Annotated in this window: 28 protein-coding genes; 2 read left to right on the top strand and 26 right to left on the bottom strand. The window is 34.2% G+C overall.

Features of this window, described 5'->3' with window-relative positions; genetic code table 11:
- Positions 1–69: 69 nt before the first annotated feature.
- From infA to rpsJ, 24 genes are all read right to left on the bottom strand, one after another.
- Positions 70–288 carry a translation initiation factor IF-1 gene (infA, locus tag HMPREF2930_RS08100; protein ID WP_001829792.1) on the bottom strand — a complete coding sequence of 73 codons (219 nt, stop codon included), beginning with the start codon at positions 286–288 and terminating at the stop codon, positions 70–72.
- A 199-nt stretch (positions 289–487) separates the two neighbouring features.
- Complete coding sequence (locus HMPREF2930_RS08095) at positions 488–1,138, bottom strand: adenylate kinase (RefSeq protein WP_002448556.1); 651 nt, start codon at positions 1,136–1,138, stop codon at positions 488–490.
- A gap of 18 nt (positions 1,139–1,156) precedes the next feature.
- Positions 1,157–2,449 (bottom strand): preprotein translocase subunit SecY, encoded by a 1,293-nt coding sequence (gene secY, locus HMPREF2930_RS08090; protein ID WP_017174841.1) that lies wholly within the window; start codon positions 2,447–2,449, stop codon positions 1,157–1,159.
- Entirely contained in the window at positions 2,449–2,889 is a 441-nt protein-coding gene (rplO, locus tag HMPREF2930_RS08085) for a 50S ribosomal protein L15 (protein ID WP_017174842.1), read from the bottom strand. The genes secY and rplO overlap by 1 nt, the downstream gene beginning before the upstream one ends.
- Positions 2,890–2,908: 19 nt before the next feature.
- Positions 2,909–3,088 (bottom strand): 50S ribosomal protein L30, encoded by a 180-nt coding sequence (rpmD, locus tag HMPREF2930_RS08080; RefSeq protein WP_001096576.1) that lies wholly within the window; start codon positions 3,086–3,088, stop codon positions 2,909–2,911.
- Between the two features lie 16 nt (positions 3,089–3,104).
- Positions 3,105–3,605, bottom strand: coding sequence for a 30S ribosomal protein S5 (rpsE, locus tag HMPREF2930_RS08075; RefSeq protein ID WP_002448405.1), 501 nt, complete (start codon positions 3,603–3,605; stop codon positions 3,105–3,107).
- A 20-nt stretch (positions 3,606–3,625) separates the two neighbouring features.
- Positions 3,626–3,988, bottom strand: coding sequence for a 50S ribosomal protein L18 (gene rplR / locus HMPREF2930_RS08070; RefSeq protein ID WP_017174843.1), 363 nt, complete (start codon positions 3,986–3,988; stop codon positions 3,626–3,628).
- Positions 3,989–4,019: 31 nt separating this feature from the next.
- Positions 4,020–4,556 carry a 50S ribosomal protein L6 gene (gene rplF, locus HMPREF2930_RS08065; protein WP_002448579.1) on the bottom strand — a complete coding sequence of 179 codons (537 nt, stop codon included), beginning with the start codon at positions 4,554–4,556 and terminating at the stop codon, positions 4,020–4,022.
- Between the two features lie 24 nt (positions 4,557–4,580).
- On the bottom strand, positions 4,581–4,979 hold the full coding sequence (gene rpsH, locus HMPREF2930_RS08060; RefSeq protein ID WP_002448514.1) for a 30S ribosomal protein S8: 399 nt from the start codon (positions 4,977–4,979) through the stop codon (positions 4,581–4,583).
- Between the two features lie 31 nt (positions 4,980–5,010).
- Positions 5,011–5,196, bottom strand: a complete 186-nt coding sequence (locus HMPREF2930_RS08055; protein WP_001140799.1) for a type Z 30S ribosomal protein S14 — start codon at positions 5,194–5,196, stop codon at positions 5,011–5,013.
- Between the two features lie 22 nt (positions 5,197–5,218).
- The gene (rplE, locus tag HMPREF2930_RS08050) at positions 5,219–5,758 is read right to left on the bottom strand and encodes a 50S ribosomal protein L5 (protein ID WP_002448593.1); all 540 of its coding nucleotides are present in this window, start codon (positions 5,756–5,758) and stop codon (positions 5,219–5,221) included.
- A 25-nt stretch (positions 5,759–5,783) separates the two neighbouring features.
- A complete protein-coding gene (rplX, locus tag HMPREF2930_RS08045; RefSeq protein WP_002448459.1) occupies positions 5,784–6,101 on the bottom strand; it encodes a 50S ribosomal protein L24 in 318 nt (105 codons plus the stop codon).
- A 35-nt stretch (positions 6,102–6,136) separates the two neighbouring features.
- Positions 6,137–6,505, bottom strand: coding sequence for a 50S ribosomal protein L14 (rplN, locus tag HMPREF2930_RS08040; RefSeq protein WP_002432661.1), 369 nt, complete (start codon positions 6,503–6,505; stop codon positions 6,137–6,139).
- Positions 6,506–6,536: 31 nt separating this feature from the next.
- Positions 6,537–6,800 carry a 30S ribosomal protein S17 gene (rpsQ, locus tag HMPREF2930_RS08035; protein WP_002448443.1) on the bottom strand — a complete coding sequence of 88 codons (264 nt, stop codon included), beginning with the start codon at positions 6,798–6,800 and terminating at the stop codon, positions 6,537–6,539.
- A gap of 26 nt (positions 6,801–6,826) precedes the next feature.
- A complete protein-coding gene (gene rpmC / locus HMPREF2930_RS08030) occupies positions 6,827–7,036 on the bottom strand; it encodes a 50S ribosomal protein L29 (protein WP_000644737.1) in 210 nt (69 codons plus the stop codon).
- A complete protein-coding gene (gene rplP / locus HMPREF2930_RS08025) occupies positions 7,026–7,460 on the bottom strand; it encodes a 50S ribosomal protein L16 (RefSeq protein ID WP_002448374.1) in 435 nt (144 codons plus the stop codon). Before rplP ends, rpmC begins: the two co-directional genes overlap by 11 nt.
- Positions 7,461–7,462: 2 nt before the next feature.
- A complete protein-coding gene (gene rpsC / locus HMPREF2930_RS08020; protein WP_017174845.1) occupies positions 7,463–8,116 on the bottom strand; it encodes a 30S ribosomal protein S3 in 654 nt (217 codons plus the stop codon).
- Between the two features lie 23 nt (positions 8,117–8,139).
- Complete coding sequence (gene rplV / locus HMPREF2930_RS08015) at positions 8,140–8,493, bottom strand: 50S ribosomal protein L22 (protein ID WP_001829734.1); 354 nt, start codon at positions 8,491–8,493, stop codon at positions 8,140–8,142.
- 30 nt (positions 8,494–8,523) lie between these two features.
- Entirely contained in the window at positions 8,524–8,802 is a 279-nt protein-coding gene (gene rpsS, locus HMPREF2930_RS08010; RefSeq protein ID WP_002448348.1) for a 30S ribosomal protein S19, read from the bottom strand.
- A 64-nt stretch (positions 8,803–8,866) separates the two neighbouring features.
- The gene (gene rplB, locus HMPREF2930_RS08005; protein ID WP_002448473.1) at positions 8,867–9,700 is read right to left on the bottom strand and encodes a 50S ribosomal protein L2; all 834 of its coding nucleotides are present in this window, start codon (positions 9,698–9,700) and stop codon (positions 8,867–8,869) included.
- Positions 9,701–9,736: 36 nt separating this feature from the next.
- Positions 9,737–10,012, bottom strand: coding sequence for a 50S ribosomal protein L23 (rplW, locus tag HMPREF2930_RS08000; RefSeq protein WP_002448403.1), 276 nt, complete (start codon positions 10,010–10,012; stop codon positions 9,737–9,739).
- Entirely contained in the window at positions 10,012–10,635 is a 624-nt protein-coding gene (rplD, locus tag HMPREF2930_RS07995) for a 50S ribosomal protein L4 (protein WP_002448327.1), read from the bottom strand. Before rplD ends, rplW begins: the two co-directional genes overlap by 1 nt.
- Positions 10,636–10,662: 27 nt before the next feature.
- The gene (gene rplC / locus HMPREF2930_RS07990) at positions 10,663–11,325 is read right to left on the bottom strand and encodes a 50S ribosomal protein L3 (RefSeq protein WP_002448523.1); all 663 of its coding nucleotides are present in this window, start codon (positions 11,323–11,325) and stop codon (positions 10,663–10,665) included.
- A gap of 27 nt (positions 11,326–11,352) precedes the next feature.
- Positions 11,353–11,661: a 30S ribosomal protein S10 gene (gene rpsJ, locus HMPREF2930_RS07985; protein ID WP_001118667.1), complete on the bottom strand. Its 309-nt coding sequence runs from the start codon at positions 11,659–11,661 to the stop codon at positions 11,353–11,355.
- A gap of 385 nt (positions 11,662–12,046) precedes the next feature.
- Here rpsJ and HMPREF2930_RS07980 point away from each other — a divergent pair, with 385 nt between their 5' ends.
- Positions 12,047–12,439 carry a hypothetical protein gene (locus HMPREF2930_RS07980; RefSeq protein WP_017174846.1) on the top strand — a complete coding sequence of 131 codons (393 nt, stop codon included), beginning with the start codon at positions 12,047–12,049 and terminating at the stop codon, positions 12,437–12,439.
- A 57-nt stretch (positions 12,440–12,496) separates the two neighbouring features.
- On the opposite strand, the gene HMPREF2930_RS07975 is transcribed toward HMPREF2930_RS07980, so the two are convergent.
- Both HMPREF2930_RS07975 and HMPREF2930_RS07970 read right to left on the bottom strand, forming a co-directional pair.
- Positions 12,497–13,831, bottom strand: a complete 1,335-nt coding sequence (locus HMPREF2930_RS07975; protein ID WP_017174847.1) for an NCS2 family permease — start codon at positions 13,829–13,831, stop codon at positions 12,497–12,499.
- A 112-nt stretch (positions 13,832–13,943) separates the two neighbouring features.
- Positions 13,944–16,079: a DNA topoisomerase III gene (locus HMPREF2930_RS07970; RefSeq protein ID WP_017174848.1), complete on the bottom strand. Its 2,136-nt coding sequence runs from the start codon at positions 16,077–16,079 to the stop codon at positions 13,944–13,946.
- A gap of 286 nt (positions 16,080–16,365) precedes the next feature.
- Between HMPREF2930_RS07970 and HMPREF2930_RS07965 the strand changes: the two genes are divergently transcribed.
- Complete coding sequence (locus HMPREF2930_RS07965) at positions 16,366–17,229, top strand: GRP family sugar transporter (RefSeq protein ID WP_017174849.1); 864 nt, start codon at positions 16,366–16,368, stop codon at positions 17,227–17,229.
- Positions 17,230–17,240: the final 11 nt, after the last annotated feature.

Here is a 17,240-nt window from a genome sequence, read left to right as displayed (position 1 = left end):
TTTTCGCAAATAGGTTTTACTGATGGTCTTACTTTCATTTTTATACCTCCCTATATTATGGAGTGACGATTATTTATAACGATACGTAATTCTACCGCGTGATAAATCATACGGAGACATTTCTACTGTTACTTTGTCGCCAGGTAGAATACGAATATAATTCATTCTAATTTTACCACTTACATGTGCTAAAATTTCATGACCATTTTCTAATTCTACTTTAAACATAGCATTTGGTAAAGTATCAAGTACTGTACCTTCTAATTCTATTACATCTTGTTTCGCCATTGATTAACTTCCCCCTTTTTACAATAGTAAGGTAATCGTCAATAGACAACTTCAACGATACGAATCTAATATAGTGAATAGTTATTATAAGTTTAACAAAATGCGGGAATTATGATCGTCATACGACACTCAAAAAATAAATTCTTGCCAGAGAAACCTAATCAAAGTTCACATAAATCTAGATCGCACATTAGTTGACCTATTTTAATTGATCTAAGATATCAATGACATCTTTGGTTACTTCGTCAATATCTTTCGCACCATCAATGTTTTTCAATACGCCTTTTTCATCGTAATACTCTAAAATTGGCTTAGATTGTTTAACATTAACGCTTAAACGATTAGATACTGTTTCTGGATTATCATCTTTACGTTGATAAAGTTTTCCACCATCGATATCACAAACACCATCAACCTTTGGAGGATTAAATACAAGATGATAAGTTGTACCACATTTCTCACAGATACGACGACCTGTAAGACGATTCATTAGTTCTTCCTCAGGAACTTCAATATTGATAACAGCATCAATATTTCTGTCAAGCTCAGACATAATGTTGTTTAATGCCTCAGCTTGCTCAATTGTTCTAGGGAATCCATCTAATAAGAAACCTTTTTTTGCATCGTCTTCAGAAATTCTTTCTTTAACGATACCTACAGTAACTTCATCAGGGACTAATTCTCCACGATCCATGTATGATTTAGCTTCTTTTCCTAAATCAGTTTCATCTTTAATCGCTTTTCTGAACATGTCACCAGTAGATATATGTGGTATTGGGAATTTCTTAACAATTTCACTCGCTTGAGTACCTTTACCAGCTCCAGGTAAACCCATTAAAATGATATTCATAAATTGCCCTCCTACAAATTATCTACCACCAAAGCCTTTATATTCTTTTTGACTCACTTGTGCTTCAAGTGATTTCATAGTTTCAATTGCTACACCAATAACGATTAATAAACTTGTACCACCAATTTGAATTGATTGAGGTAAATTCATAAATTTTGTCGCTATAATTGGAAGAATAGCAATAACTGCTAAGAAAATAGAGCCTACAAAAGTTAAGCGATAAAGTACTTTAGTAATATATTTTTTTGTTTGTTCCCCAGGTCTAATTCCTGGTACATAACTACCTTGTTTTTTCAAGTTGTCAGCCATTTTTTCAGGATTAACTTGAACAAAGGCATAGAAATATGCAAATGCAATAATTAATATAACATAAACAATCATACCATAAGTGTTTGAAGGGTTAGCATATTCTGCAATACTTTGCGCCCAATCAGCTTTAGGGAAGAACAATGTTAATGTTCTTGGCAATAAGAAGAATGCCATCGCAAAGATGACTGGAATAACCCCTGCAGAGTTTACTTTTAAAGGTAGATATGTTGCTTGTGATCCTAAACGTTGTGCAGATTGTTTTTTAGCATACTGAATTGGAATTTTACGTTTCGCTTCCAATACATAAATCGCTCCAATTGTTAATAAAATTAATCCAACAATTAAACCGATGACTTTTAACCATGCTAACGTTGTATCGTCATTACCAACAAATGCTTGTTGCACAAATTGGATAATTGATGATGGCAACGTTGATAAAATACCTGCAAAGATAATGATTGAAATACCATTACCTACACCAAATTGTGTAATTTGATCACCAAGCCAAATTAAAAATGCAGTTCCAGTTGTTAAAACTACAGCAATCAATAAATAACTCATGACAGATTGATGAATAATCAATTTACCGCCTAAATAGTTATTAAATTGAAATGCCATACCAATTGACTGTATAAATGCCAATATGATAGCGAAATAACGTGTTACATTGCTAAGCTTTCTTTTACCTACTTCACCTTGTTTAGCCCATTCAGTAAATTTAGGGACAATGTCCATTTGTAATAATTGCATTACGATAGAAGCAGTGATGTACGGCATTATACCCATAGCAAAGATAGAAAAGTTCTTTAAGGCTCCGCCACCAAACGTATTAAGAAGAGCAGCGACACCTTGATCAGAACCTTGCTGTTCAAAAGGCTCAGGATTAACTCCAGGAGCCGGAATATAAGTTCCTATTTTGAATATTACTAACATTGCTAATGTGAAGAAAATCTTGTTTCGAACTTCTTTAGTTTTAAAGAAGCTCATAAACGTTTGAAACATTAGATCACCTCGTGTGCTCCACCTTTAGCATCGATAGCTTCAACCGCTGAAGCTGAGAATTTGTGAGCTTTCACTGTCAATTTTTTATCAAGTGAACCATTACCTAGTACTTTAATACCAGATTTTTCATTCTTAACCACACCAGTTTCAACTAATAAAGCTGGAGTTACTTCAGTACCATCTTCAAATTGATTAAGTTGGTCTAAGTTAACAATAGCATATTCTTTACGATTAATGTTAGTGAAACCTCGTTTTGGTAAACGACGGAATAAAGGTAATTGTCCACCTTCAAATCCTGGTCTTACGCTACCACCTGAACGTGCTTTTTGACCTTTTTGACCGCGACCACTAGTTTTACCATTACCTGTACCAGCACCACGACCTACACGATTACGTACACGACGTGAACCTTCAGCTGATTTTAACTCATGTAATTTCATTATTTAGGCACCTCCTTAATTATTTTTCTTCAACTGTTAATAAGTGTTTAACTTTGTTGATTTGCCCACGAATTGCAGGGTTATCTTCAACAACTACTGAACTATTAGTCTTTTTAAGACCTAACGCTTCAACAGTTTTACGTTGTGTTTCAGGACGACCAATAACACTACGAGTGAGGGTAATTTGTAATTTAGCCATTATTTATTTTCCCTCCTTAATTATATAATTCTTCTACTGATTTGCCACGTAATTTCGCAACATCTTCAGCGTTTTTAAGGTTTTGTAAACCATTTAATGTCGCACGTACCATGTTGATAGGTGTATTTGAACCTAATGATTTACTTAAGATATCAGTGATACCTGCTAATTCTAATACGGCACGTACTGGACCACCAGCGATAACTCCTGTACCAGGTGCAGCTGGTTTCATAAATACGCTACCAGAACCATAACGGCCAGTGATAGTGTGAGGAGTTGTTCCTTCTACACGTGGAACTACTACTAAATCTTTTTTAGCTGCTTCTACAGCTTTTTTAATAGCTTCTGGTACCTCTTGAGCTTTACCAGTACCGAAACCTACACGACCATTTTTATCTCCTACTACTACTAATGCAGTGAAACGGAAACGACGTCCACCTTTAACAACTTTAGCAACACGATTAATTGTAACAACGCGTTCTTCAAATTCTTTCGTTTCTTCTTCTCTACGAGCCATGTATTTGTCCCTCCTTTAAATTAAAATTCTAATCCGTTTTCTCTCGCAGCTTCAGCTAACGCTTTAACGCGACCATGATATAAATAGCCACCACGATCAAATACGATTTCTTTGATACCTTTATCTGAAGCTTTTTTAGCGATTACTTCACCAACTTTAGTTGATAAATCAACTTTAGAAGTAGAATCACTAGCGATATCTTTATCTTGAGATGAAGCTTGTACTAAAGTTTCACCTTTAACATCATCAATAATTTGTGCATAAATATGTTTGTTTGAACGGTATACATTTAAACGTGGTTTTTCAGCTGTACCTGATAATTTAGTACGCACACGAGCATGTCTTTTCAAACGCACTTTGTTTTTATCAATTTTACTGATCATTGTATTACTCCTTTCTTTAGAGAGTTATCTATTATTTACCAGTTTTACCTTCTTTACGGCGAACATATTCACCTTGGTAACGGATACCTTTTCCTTTATAAGGTTCTGGAGGTCTTACTGAACGAATATTAGAAGCGATAGCTCCAACTTGTTCTTTAGATACACCAGATACTGTAACAGTTGTATTTTTCTCTACTGCGAAAGTAATGCCATCTTCAGCTTTAATTTCAACAGGATGAGAGTAACCAACGTTTAATACTAAGTCATTACCTTGCATTTGAGCACGGTAACCTACACCAACAAGTTCAAGAGTTTTAACAAAACCTTGAGAAACACCTTGTACCATATTATTTAATAACGCACGAGTTGTACCGTGAACTGTTCTATCTTCTTTAGAATCAGTAGGTCTTACAACTTCTAGAGTGTTTTCATCTTGTTTAAAAGTCATTCTTTCATCAAAAGTTCTAGTTAATTCACCTTTAGGACCTTTTACAGTAGCTGTTTGTCCGTCAAAAGTTACTGTAACGTCACTAGGGATGTCAATAATTTTCTTACCAACACGACTCATGTTATGGCACCTCCTTATTTATTATTACCAAACGTATGCGATGATTTCTCCACCAACGTTACGTTTTCTAGCTTCTTTATCAGTGATAACACCTTCAGAAGTTGAAACTAATGCGATACCTAAACCATTTAATACTTTAGGCACTTCGTTCGCTTTAGCATATACACGTAAACCTGGTTTTGAGATACGTTTTAATCCTGTGATAACACGTTCATTGTTTTGACCATATTTTAAGAATAAACGAATAACACCTTGTTTATCATCTTCAACGTATTCTACGTTTTTAATGAAACCTTCATTTTTTAAGATTTCAGCAATTTGTTTTTTAATATTTGATGCAGGTAATTCTAATTTCTCGTGACGCACCATGTTTGCGTTTCTTACACGAGTAAGCATATCTGCGATTGGATCTGTCATAGTCATTTATTGTTGCCTCCTTTCAAACTCTTTTATCTTACCAGCTAGCTTTACGTACGCCAGGAATTTGGCCTTTATAAGCTAATTCACGAAAACAAATACGGCATAATTTAAATTTACGATATACAGAATGTGGACGACCACAGCGTTCACAACGAGTATATTCACGTACTGCATATTTTTGTTTTTTCTGTTGCTTAGCAACCATAGAAGTTTTAGCCACTTAATTAGCCTCCTTTTAGAGTTTATTTACGAAATGGCATACCGAAGTTTGTTAACAATTCACGAGCTTCCTCGTCAGTGTTAGCAGTTGTTACGATAACAATATCCATTCCTCTTACTTTACTTACTTTATCATAATCGATTTCTGGGAAAATTAATTGTTCTTTAATTCCTAAAGTGTAGTTACCACGACCATCGAAAGCTGTTTTAGAAACACCTTGGAAGTCACGTACACGAGGTAATGAAACTGCGATTAATTTATCTAAGAATTCATACATTCTTTCTCCGCGAAGTGTTACTTTTGCACCGATTGGCATACCTTCACGTAAACGGAATGTTGCAACTGATTTTTTTGCTTTAGTGATTAATGGTTTTTGTCCAGTGATTAATTCTAACTCTTCAACAGCATTATCTAACACTTTAGAGTTTTGAACTGCATCACCAACACCCATATTTACAACGATTTTTTCGATTTTTGGTACTTCCATTACTGAACTATAGTTGAATTTTTTAACTAAGTTTTGAGTAACTTCAGTATTATATCTTTCTTTTAAACGGTTCAAAGTGGATCCTCCTTTCAACTAGTTATTAATTATTAGATTTGATTTCTTCGCCAGATTTTTTAGCGATACGAACTTTTTTACCATCTACAAATTTGTAACCAACACGAGTAGGTTCATTTGTTTTAGGATCTAATAATTGTACGTTAGAAACATGGATTGCTGCCTCTGTTTCTAAGATTCCACCTTCAGGATTTAATTGAGTTGGTTTTTGGTGTTTTTTAATAACGTTAACACCTTCCACAACGACGCGGTCTTTTTTAGGTTCAGTAGCGATTACTTTACCTTCTTTACCTTTATCTTTACCTGCGATAACTTTAACGTTGTCACCTTTTTTGATATGCATGTGGGCACCTCCTTAAATATTATGGTTTTAATAAATTATAGTACTTCTGGTGCTAATGATACGATTTTCATGAAGTTACCTTCACGTAATTCACGAGCAACAGGACCAAAGATACGAGTACCACGTGGGCCTTTGTCATCACGAATAATGACACATGCATTTTCATCAAATTTGATATAAGAACCATCGTTACGACGTACGCCTGATTTAGTTCTAACAACAACAGCTTTCACAACGTCGCCTTTTTTAACAACGCCACCTGGTGTTGCATTTTTAACAGTACATACGATGATATCGCCAATGTTCGCTGTTTTGCGACCAGATCCACCTAATACTTTGATTGTAAGTACTTCACGAGCACCAGAGTTGTCTGCTACTTTTAAACGCGTTTCTTGTTGGATCATTAGTTAAACCTCCCTTATCTCTAATCTTGTATTAAATAATTACTGATTCTTCAACAATTTCTACTAAACGGAAACGTTTTGATGCTGATAAAGGACGAGTTTCTTGAATTCTAACAATATCTCCTAATTTAGCTGAATTGTTTTCATCATGAGTTTTATATTTTTTAGAGTATTTTACTCGTTTACCGTATAATTTGTGTGTTTTGTAAGTTTCAACAAGTACAGTAATTGTTTTGTCCATTTTATCAGAAACAACTTTACCTACATAAACTTTACGATCGTTTCTTTCACTCACTTTTGTAACCTCCTCTTTCCTATACTTTATTGATTAGCTTTACTTTGTTCAATTTCTCTTTCACGAGCAACAGTTTTTAGACGTGCAATTGTTTTTCTAACTGTACGAATACGTGCAGTTTCTTCTAATTGACCTGTAGCTAACTGAAAGCGTAGGTTAAAAAGCTCTTCTTTTGAAGATTTGATTTGTTCTTCGATTTCTGAAGTGGTTAAGTCTCTAATTTCCTTAGCTTTCATTTGTTTCACCACCCAATTCTTCACGTTTTACAAACTTAGTTTTTACTGGAAGTTTGTGACTTGCTAAACGTAATGCTTCACGAGCTACATCTTCAGATACACCAGCGATTTCAAATAAAATACGACCTGGTTTTACAACTGCGATCCAGCCTTCAACAGCACCTTTACCAGCACCCATACGTACTTCTAAAGGTTTTTTAGTGTAAGGCGTATGTGGGAAGATTTTAATCCAAACTTTCCCGCCACGTTTCATGTAACGTGTCATAGCGATACGAGCAGATTCGATTTGACGAGATGTGATCCAAGAAGTTGTTGTAGCTTGTAAACCATACTCACCAAATGTTACAAAGTTACCGCCTTTAGAACGACCAGTTGTTTTTGGACGATGTTGACGACGATATTTAACACGTTTTGGTAGTAACATTATTATTTTCCTCCTTCACTAGTATTCTTAGTAGGAAGAACTTCACCACGATAAATCCATACTTTAACACCTAATTTACCATAAGTAGTGTCTGCTTCAGCATGTGCATAATCAATGTCAGCACGTAAAGTATGAAGTGGAACAGTTCCTTCTGAATATTGTTCAGCACGAGCGATGTCAGCTCCGCCTAAACGACCTGATACTTGAGTTTTGATACCTTTTGCACCAAGTTTCATAGCTCTTGTAATAGCTTGTTTTTGTACACGACGGAATGAAGCACGATTTTCTAATTGACGTGCGATATTTTCTGCTACTAAACGAGCATCCATATCAACTTTTTTAATTTCCACAACGTTGATGTGTACTTTTTTATCAGTTAAGTTATTTAATTTATTACGAAGTTTTTCAATTTCTGAACCGCCTTTACCAATTACCATACCAGGTTTACCAGTGTGGATTGCGATGTTAATACGGTTAGCAGCACGTTCAATGTCAACGTGAGAAACTGACGCTTCTTTTAATTCGTTATCAATGAATTTACGGATTCTTAAATCTTCGTGTAATAAAGAAGCGAAATCTTTTTCAGCGTACCATTTAGCTTCCCAATCACGGATAACTCCAACACGAAGTCCGATAGGATTAATTTTTTGACCCACAGTATTCCCTCCTTAAATAGTTATTAAGCTTCTTTAGCTTCTTCTTTACCGTCACTTACGACGATTGTAATGTGGCTTGTACGTTTGTTGATTGCACTTGCACGACCTTGTGCACGTGGACGGAAACGTTTTAAAGTTGGTCCTTCATTTGCATATGCTTCTTTAACAACTAATTCATCTGTATTCATGTCATAGTTATGTTCAGCATTTGCTAAAGCGGACATTAATACTTTTTCAATTACTGGTGATGAAGCTTTATTAGTTAATTTTAAAATAGCAATAGCTTCTCCAGCATTTTTACCTCTAATTAAGTCAAGAACTAATCTTACTTTACGAGGTGCGATTCTGATTGTTCTAGCAACCGCTTTTGCTTCCATTAGGATATCCTCCTCTACTTATATATATTATTATCTACTAGTTTTTTTATCGTCAGCTGCATGTCCTTTAAATGTACGAGTTGGAGCAAATTCACCTAATTTGTGACCAACCATATCTTCAGTTACATAAACAGGTACATGTTTACGACCATCATATACTGCAAAAGTATGACCGATGAAATTTGGGAAAATTGTAGAACGACGTGACCATGTTTTGATTACTTGTTTCTTTTCACTTCCGTCTTGAGCTTCTACTTTTTTCATTAAATGATCATCAACGAAAGGTCCTTTTTTAATACTACGAGCCATTTGGGCGCCTCCCTTCTTATTGTGTGCGTGCAGCTGTTAAGCCGCACACTCAAATAAGTTGTTATTATTTTCTCTTACGTCCACGAACGATAAGTTTATCAGATGATTTTTTACCGCGACGTGTTTTCTTACCAAGCGTTGGTTTACCCCATGGTGACATTGGAGATGGTCTACCGATAGGAGCACGACCTTCACCACCACCGTGTGGGTGATCGTTAGGGTTCATTACAGAACCACGAACTGTTGGACGGATACCTTTCCATCTTGAACGACCAGCTTTACCAGCGTTAACAAGTTCATGTTGTAAGTTACCAACTTGACCGATTGTAGCACGGCAAGTAGATAAAATCATACGTACCTCACCAGAACGTAATCTGATTAATACATATTTACCTTCTTTACCAAGTACTTGTGAACTTGCACCTGCTGAACGAGCAATTTGTCCACCTTTACCAGGTTTTAATTCGATATTATGAATTACAGTACCAACTGGAATATTTTGTAATGGTAAAGCATTACCAACTTTGATATCTGCTTCAGCACCACTTTCAACTGTTTGGCCTACTTGTAATCCTTTTGGTGCGATAATGTAACGTTTTTCACCATCAGCATATACTAATAAAGCAATGTTAGCTGAACGGTTTGGATCATATTGGATTGAATCAACTTTAGCAGTGATTCCGTCTTTATTACGTTTGAAGTCAATTACACGATATTGACGTTTATGTCCTCCACCATGGTGACGAACTGTTAATTTACCTTGATTGTTACGACCCGCTTTTTTCGGTAGCGGTTGTAATAATGACTTTTCAGGTGTAGTCTTCGTGATTTCAGCGAAGTCTAACGTAGTCATATTACGACGACCATTTGTAATTGGCTTATACTTTTTAAGAGCCATTGTCGCTTACCTCCTTAATGGTAATATTATTTTATTTTAGTTGAATAAGTCGATTGAACCTTCTTTAAGTTTTACAATCGCTTTTCTTCTTTTATTTGTATAGCCTTGATAACGGCCCATACGTTTTTTCTTTGGTTTGTAGTTGATGATATTTACACTTTCAACTTTAACGTCGAAAATTTCTTCAACTGCAATTTTAACTTGAGTTTTGTTAGCACGAGTATCTACGTCAAAAGTATATTTATCTTCAGCCATTGCTTCAGAAGATTTTTCAGTGATTACGGGGCGCTTAAGAACATCTCTAGCTTCCATTATCCGAGCACCTCCTCAACTTTTTTCGCAGCTGATTCAGTAATGATTACACTGTCAGCGCTAGTGATATCTAATACGTTTAATCCTTGAGCAGTACTTACTTGTACACCAGGAATATTACGTGCAGATAATTCAACATTTACATCTTCGTTTTCTGTTACTACTAACACTTTTTTAGGTTGTTCAAGTGTAGTTAAAACATTTTTAAATTCTTTTGTTTTTGGTGCATCAAAACCAAAAGTATCAACGATTGTAAAGTTGTTTTCTTGAACTTTGAAAGATAATGCAGAACGTAATGCTAAACGACGCATTTTCTTAGGCATTTTGTATGAATAGCTTCTTGGAGTTGGTCCGAAAACGATACCACCACCACGCCATTGTGGAGCACGGATTGTACCTTGACGTGCACGTCCTGTACCTTTTTGTCTCCATGGTTTACGTCCACCACCACGAACAGCTGAACGATTTTTCACTGCGTGTGTACCTTGACGTAAAGAAGCACGTTGTAAATTGATTGCTTCGAAAAGAACACTGTTGTTTGGTTCGATTGCGAAAACTGAATCGCTTAATTCAACTGAACCAGATTTTGATCCGTCTACTTTTAATACATCATAATTAGCCATTATGCTTTTTCCTCCTTTCGCTACTTATTATTTATTACCTTTTTTAATTGAAGATTTAATTTCTACAAAACCTTTTTTAGGTCCAGGTACATTACCTTTTACTAAAATAACATTGTTATCAGTATCAACTTGAACAACTTCTAAGTTTTGAACTGTAACTGTGTTACCGCCCATACGTCCAGGCATTTTTTGACCTTTAAATACTCTTGAAGCATCTGAAGCCATACCTACTGAACCTGGTGCTCTGTGGAAATGAGAACCGTGAGCCATTGGTCCACGACCTTGACCATGACGTTTAATTGCACCTTGGAAACCTTTACCTTTTGAAGTTCCTGTAACATCAATAATGTCTCCAGCTTCAAAAGTATCTACTGTGACTTCTTGACCTACTTCGTATTCATCAACATTAACGTTTCTGAATTCACGAATGAAGCGCTTAGGTGCTGCGCCAGCTTTTTTAGCGTGACCTTCAGCTGGTTTATTTGCATATTTATTTGATTTAGCATCTTTTTTATATGCTTGTTTGTCTGCAAAACCTACTTGGATAGCATTGTAGCCATCAACTTCTTCAGTTTTCTTTTGTAATACTACGTTTTGATTTGCTTCTACTACTGTAACAGGGATTAATTCACCGTTTTCTCCGAATACTTGTGTCATCCCAATTTTTCTTCCTAAGATTCCTTTGGTCATCGAAAGTCCACCTCCTAAATTGATCTATTATAATTTAATTTCGATGTCTACACCAGATGGTAAGTTTAAGCCCATTAAAGCATCAACTGTTTTTGGTGTTGGGTTAACAATGTCGATTAAACGTTTGTGTGTACGTTGTTCGAATTGTTCACGAGAATCTTTATACTTGTGCACCGCACGAATAATTGTATAAACAGATTTTTCTGTTGGTAACGGAATTGGTCCAGATACATCTGCACCAGAACGTTTAGCAGTTTCAACAATCTTTTCTGCTGATTGATCAATTACACGGTGATCATAAGCTTTTAATCTGATTCTGATTTTTTGTTTTGCCATAATTTTCCCTCCTTGTTCGTCTACATTGAAGTGATAGACTTCTCCACGAAAACTATCTCACACAACGCCATGGCAAAGCGGCCGGGTGTGTCAGTAACCTTTCGCTTCATCGCTTTCTTCAAGTCCAACATTAAATATGTTACAAGAAAAACACTGATAAATCAAGGTTTTTCTTTAACTTTTTTTATTTACGTCTAACACATACTTAAGTATTGTACTGGAAATTTTTATGTAGTTCAACCATTTTGAGTAAATTTTTTCCCTTTTTTCTATAAACCTTTATAATAGATATAGAGAGTAATGAATTTTGAAATTATAGCTATACATTTTTAATGCTAATTTATTTTAAAATTCATGAACTTTATCGGAGGTGAATATAATATAAATGAAAAGAAATGTGAAACTTACTTTAGCAATTATTAGTATCTTCTTAATAGCTAGTGAATTTTTCTATGGTATTCCTTTTTTAGGAGGCTCAGTTATTCTTGGCTTTGGTTGGCAACCTTTATTATTAAATGCTTTACTTTATCTTATTTTAGGAATCATTCTATTAGTAGATTCTCAAAACACAATTAAGCCAATGGCAATGATTCCATTTATTGGATTAATTGGATCATTTGTTGCTTTTCTACCTATTATTGGTATGTTTACGCATTGGATACTATTTTTCTTAATGGTATTCTTTATATTTGTTGTACTCAACGCCCCAACTTACATTCCTAATAAAGATTCTAAAGTTATTTATACACAATACAAAAAAGATGATAAAAATAATTAATAATTTCAATATTAAAAAGACACATTTAATTCAAAAATTAAATGTGTCTTTTTATGTCTAACCGTGTACAAACACGAAGTATAAAATAAATAATACCATTAATACATACATGATAGGATGAACTTCTTTATGTTTTTTAGTAATTAACATTGTTATTGGATAGAAGATAAACCCACATGCAATACCTGTAGCAATTGAATATGATAAAGGCATCATAATGATTGTAATGAATGCTGGTACTGCTACTTCAAATTTTTTCCAATTAATTTCAGCAAAGTTTGCCGCCATTAAAATACCAACTACAACTAACGCTGGTGTTGTTACTGCACTTGTAACGACTTCGATTAGCGGACTAAAGAATAATGCTAATAAGAAACAAAAACCAGTTATGATACTTGCAAAACCTGTACGTGCTCCTACTGCAACACCAGAAGTAGATTCAATATAAGAGGTTGTTGTTGTTGTACCAAAAATAGCTCCAACAATTGTAGCAAGCGAGTCTGCAAATAATGCTCTTCCAGCCCTTGGTAATTTATTGTCTTTCATTATACCTGCTTGGGTTGCTACTGCTACTAAAGTACCTGCAGTATCAAAGAAATCAATAAAGAAGAACGTTAAAATAACAATAAGAAATTGGATTGTAAATAATTGGCCTGGATCTTTAAATGCTTCAAAAGCTGCTCCAAATGTAGGTGTAATACTTGGAATTTTACCTACAATACCTGATGGTGTATGAATTTGACCCGTAATCATCCCTACAATTGCAGTTATAATCATACCAATAAAGATTGAACCTGGAACCTTTCTAGCATATAAAATGATTGTTATAGCAATCCCAAATATAGCTAAAAGTACTGATGGTTTAGTTAAATGACCTAATGTTACAAGCGTTGAATCATTTTTTACAATAATACCTGCACTTTGTAAACCTACAAAAGTAATAAATAGCCCTATACCTGCCGAAACCGCCATTTTCATTTCATAGGGTATTGCATTAATAATTATTTCCCTCAATCCAGTTGCTGTTAATATCGCAAAGAATATACCTGAAAACAGCACACCTGTTAAACCGATTTGCCAAGGAATTCCCATTGTTAAAACAACTGTAAATGCAAAGAACGCATTTAACCCCATCCCTGGGGCAAGCGCAATCGGATATCTTGCAATCAGTCCCATGAATAAAGATCCTACAAAGGCTGCTAATGCTGTCGCTACAAAAATGGCACCTTGATCCATTTTCATATCACCAGATATACCTTTAACACCTGCTAAACTTAAGACTTGAGGATTCACGGCTAATATATAAGCCATTGATAAGAAAGTTGTGATACCACCGATGATTTCTTTTTTGTAGTTAGTACCATACTCGTCGAATTGGAAGTATTTTTTCACAGCTTTAAACTCCTTTTTTTGAAATACTTTAATAGTTTAATATTACTTACTTAAAAAAACAATACTAAAAACGAACTTTTATCGACTTATTTCATTATAAGTTCGATTTTAGTTAAAATTTTAAGTTCTTTAATGCATCTTTAAAAGGATTATTATCCAATTCATCATGATTATTCATATATTTTTTCATATCTTTTTTAGAAACTTTACCATTATTTTTATTTTTCAATCGTTGATCCATTTGTGCTTGGGTTTCAGTATGACCGCATACACATCGGTAGACCGCTTCTTTTCCTCTTCCAAACAATGTCATTTTCTTTTTACAGTTAGGACAACGTGCATTCGTTTTACGTTGAATATTCTTTTTAGTATGACAGCTAGGATCTTGACACACTAGCATTTGTCCGTTTTTAGTTTTTACTTTTATCATAAATTTACCGCAATTGGGACATTCAGTAGAAGTTAAATTATCATGTTTATATTTTTGATCACTATGTTTGATTTCCCCAACAATTTCTTTAGTAAAATCTTTCATCTCATTAATAAATTGTTTAGCGTTATATTTACCTTTCTCAATAGAAAGTAATTTTTCTTCCCATTCTGCAGTCATTAAAGGAGAAGTCAGCGCTTTAGGAGAAAGCTCTAATATTTGTTTTCCTTTAGATGTCACTTTTAATTTCCCATCTTTTGATTCTATTGCATTAATATTGAATAGTTTTTCAATAATATCTGCACGCGTCGCTACTGTTCCAATTCCTCCCGTCTTATGAAGGGTATTAGCGTACTTTTTGTCATTCAATTGAATATAATTTTGTGGGTTTTCCATCGCCTTAAGTAAGCTACCTTCATTGAAATATTCAGGTGGTGTTGTTTCATGTTCGTTTACTTTGACTTGTTGTACATGATAGGTCTCTTCCTTGCTAAAAGTGATAGCCTTATTAGCAGTTGAATCATTGTTACTAAGTGCTTTAAATCCTAATTTACGTGTGACGTTTTTGGCATGTTTAAATTGATATTCTCCCACTTTTAAAAAAACCTGTGTCGCTTCATACTGATAAGGATCCATTAATGTTTCTAAAAATCGTTGTGCAACCATTAAATATAGTTTTGTTTCTCTGTTAGTTAATGTATCAAAGTTGGGTCTAATTTCAGTTGGGATAATCGCATGATGGTCTGACACTTTTTGATTATTAAAAATATGCATCTTAGTTGTAAATGACTTAGTCAATAACTGACGAGCATGTGATTTATAATCAGTCGCTAATAAGGCTTGGAGACGTTCTTGTATGGTATCTGTCATATCGTTAGACAAGTAGTTAGAATCTGTTCTTGGATATGTTAATAGTTTATGACGTTCATAAAGACTCTGTAAGGTATTTAAAGTTTCTTTGGGTCCCATTTTAAATCGCTGGTATGATGCTTGTTGTAAATCAGTTAAATTATATAAAGGTTTTGCGTAAGATTTTTTTTGCTTAATTGAAACATCTTCAATCTGACCTGATTGTCCTTCTATTTTTTTAGATAATTTTTGTATTTCTTCTTTATTAGTAAATCTTTGATTCGTTTGAATATCAAATATAGCGTCATTTACATTTAAAGAAAGTGTGTAATACTTTTGAGGTTTAAAATGATTAATTTCTTGTTGTCGATGATAAACCAGTTGAATCGTTGGTGTTTGTACTCTTCCTAATGAAAGTTGAGCATCATATTTAGTTGTCAGTGCTCTAGTAGCATTAATACCCACTATCCAGTCCGCTTCACTTCGTGCAAGAGCTGCTTGATACAAGTGATTATATTCACGTCCATCTTTTAAATGTTTAAAGCCTTGTTGTATTGCTTTTTTAGTCACCGAACTAATCCATAAACGTTTAATTGGCTTTTTATTTTTTACTTTATCTAAGATGAGACGTGCTACCAGTTCTCCTTCACGTCCAGCATCTGTAGCAATAATAATGTCTTTCACATCTTTATTTAATATTAAAGATTTTACAATTTTAAATTGTTTACTTGTCTTACCTATGACCACAGTATGCATTTGCTTAGGTAATATAGGTAAATCTTCTAATTTCCATTCTTTATATGTTTTGTCATAATGTTCTGGTTGAGCATTTGTTACTAAATGACCTAAAGCCCATGTCACTATATAGCGCTGATTTGCAATATATCCATTATGTTTTTCTTTAATATTTAGTGCTTCTGCAATATCTCTCGCTACTGAGGGTTTTTCCGCTAGAATTAATGATTTCATTCAAATTTCCTTTCGCATTCTTACTTTTTATTTTCATACGTTTAATATTGTAACATGTATAGCAATAGTGTTACTTTTCATCTCAACTTATTAATTTAAAGTAAAACCCCTATATTAAATTCAGCTTACTAAAATACTTAGGCTATACATTTTTATAATATTAGTCTTTTATATTTTATAAAAAAATGAGCAATTGCGTTTTATATCAATCACAAATAATATAAAATATTCACCAAGTGTTATGGAAAGGAAAGCACTTATTTTTGAAAAGGAGAGTGAGTAATAAATGCAGATTATTAACATATTAATCGCCTTATTACCTGCATTATTTTGGGGAAGTCTCGTATTAATCAATGTATTTGTAGGAGGAGGTCCATACAATCAAATTAGAGGTACAACGTTAGGTACATTGGTTATTGGTTTAATCTTACTTCTTACAGGTCATGCACAATTTGATAACCCTACTGTCATCATTGTAGGGTTAATTTCTGGTGCAATGTGGGCATTCGGTCAAGGAACTCAATTACAATCTGTTAACCTTGTCGGCGTATCTAAAACAATGCCTATTTCTACTGGTTTACAATTAGTAGGTACAACTTTATTTAGTGCTATCTTTTTAGGTGAATGGAGTACTGGATTACAAGTTACTTTAGGACTTATTGCAATGGTTTTATTAGTAACAGGGATTGCCCTTACATCACTAAAAGGAAAAAATGAGCGTTCTACAAAAGATCCTAATTTTAGTAAAGCAATGGTGATTCTAGTTGTAGGTACATTAGGTTATGTAGGTTATGTAGTAATCGGGAATATATTTGGCGTAAATGGTACTGATGCCTTATTCTTCCAATCAGTTGGTATGGCTATTGGTGGATTTTTACTTTCAATGAGACATGAAACAAATATTAAATCTACCACACTTAATATTATTCCAGGGATTGTTTGGGGAATAGGTAACTTATTTATGTTCTATTCTCAACCTAAAGTTGGTGTAGCAACAAGTTTCTCATTATCACAATTATTAGTTATAGTTTCTACTCTTGGTGGTATATTCTTATTAGGTGAGAAAAAAGATCGACGCCAAATGATTGGGATTTGGTCAGGTATTGCGTTGATTATTATCGCAGCAATTATATTAGGAAACTTAAAATAGGTATATTGAGG

Source organism: Staphylococcus sp. HMSC068C09 (genome assembly GCF_001813735.1).
GTDB classification, from domain to species: Bacteria; Bacillota; Bacilli; order Staphylococcales; family Staphylococcaceae; genus Staphylococcus; species Staphylococcus hominis.
Note: the sequence above shows the minus strand (reverse complement) of the source record. Positions and strands in the feature narration are given on the sequence as shown.

What these genes read in the sequence shown, in the direction of transcription:
- infA (WP_001829792.1), bottom strand. Translation starts at nt 288, where the DNA reads ATGGCGAAACAAGATGTAATAGAATTAGAAGGTACAGTACTTGATACT.
- HMPREF2930_RS08095 (WP_002448556.1), bottom strand. Translation starts at nt 1,138, where the DNA reads ATGAATATCATTTTAATGGGTTTACCTGGAGCTGGTAAAGGTACTCAA.
- secY (WP_017174841.1), bottom strand. Translation starts at nt 2,449, where the DNA reads ATGTTTCAAACGTTTATGAGCTTCTTTAAAACTAAAGAAGTTCGAAAC.
- rplO (WP_017174842.1), bottom strand. Translation starts at nt 2,889, where the DNA reads ATGAAATTACATGAGTTAAAATCAGCTGAAGGTTCACGTCGTGTACGT.
- rpmD (WP_001096576.1), bottom strand. Translation starts at nt 3,088, where the DNA reads ATGGCTAAATTACAAATTACCCTCACTCGTAGTGTTATTGGTCGTCCT.
- rpsE (WP_002448405.1), bottom strand. Translation starts at nt 3,605, where the DNA reads ATGGCTCGTAGAGAAGAAGAAACGAAAGAATTTGAAGAACGCGTTGTT.
- rplR (WP_017174843.1), bottom strand. Translation starts at nt 3,988, where the DNA reads ATGATCAGTAAAATTGATAAAAACAAAGTGCGTTTGAAAAGACATGCT.
- rplF (WP_002448579.1), bottom strand. Translation starts at nt 4,556, where the DNA reads ATGAGTCGTGTTGGTAAGAAAATTATTGACATCCCTAGTGACGTTACA.
- rpsH (WP_002448514.1), bottom strand. Translation starts at nt 4,979, where the DNA reads ATGACTATGACAGATCCAATCGCAGATATGCTTACTCGTGTAAGAAAC.
- rplX (WP_002448459.1), bottom strand. Translation starts at nt 6,101, where the DNA reads ATGCATATCAAAAAAGGTGACAACGTTAAAGTTATCGCAGGTAAAGAT.
- rplN (WP_002432661.1), bottom strand. Translation starts at nt 6,505, where the DNA reads ATGATCCAACAAGAAACGCGTTTAAAAGTAGCAGACAACTCTGGTGCT.
- rpmC (WP_000644737.1), bottom strand. Translation starts at nt 7,036, where the DNA reads ATGAAAGCTAAGGAAATTAGAGACTTAACCACTTCAGAAATCGAAGAA.
- rplP (WP_002448374.1), bottom strand. Translation starts at nt 7,460, where the DNA reads ATGTTACTACCAAAACGTGTTAAATATCGTCGTCAACATCGTCCAAAA.
- rplV (WP_001829734.1), bottom strand. Translation starts at nt 8,493, where the DNA reads ATGGAAGCAAAAGCGGTTGCTAGAACAATCAGAATCGCACCTCGTAAA.
- rpsS (WP_002448348.1), bottom strand. Translation starts at nt 8,802, where the DNA reads ATGGCTCGTAGTATTAAAAAAGGACCTTTCGTTGATGATCATTTAATG.
- rplB (WP_002448473.1), bottom strand. Translation starts at nt 9,700, where the DNA reads ATGGCTCTTAAAAAGTATAAGCCAATTACAAATGGTCGTCGTAATATG.
- rplW (WP_002448403.1), bottom strand. Translation starts at nt 10,012, where the DNA reads ATGGAAGCTAGAGATGTTCTTAAGCGCCCCGTAATCACTGAAAAATCT.
- rplD (WP_002448327.1), bottom strand. Translation starts at nt 10,635, where the DNA reads ATGGCTAATTATGATGTATTAAAAGTAGACGGATCAAAATCTGGTTCA.
- rplC (WP_002448523.1), bottom strand. Translation starts at nt 11,325, where the DNA reads ATGACCAAAGGAATCTTAGGAAGAAAAATTGGGATGACACAAGTATTC.
- rpsJ (WP_001118667.1), bottom strand. Translation starts at nt 11,661, where the DNA reads ATGGCAAAACAAAAAATCAGAATCAGATTAAAAGCTTATGATCACCGT.
- HMPREF2930_RS07980 (WP_017174846.1), top strand. Translation starts at nt 12,047, where the DNA reads ATGAAAAGAAATGTGAAACTTACTTTAGCAATTATTAGTATCTTCTTA.
- HMPREF2930_RS07970 (WP_017174848.1), bottom strand. Translation starts at nt 16,079, where the DNA reads ATGAAATCATTAATTCTAGCGGAAAAACCCTCAGTAGCGAGAGATATT.
- HMPREF2930_RS07965 (WP_017174849.1), top strand. Translation starts at nt 16,366, where the DNA reads ATGCAGATTATTAACATATTAATCGCCTTATTACCTGCATTATTTTGG.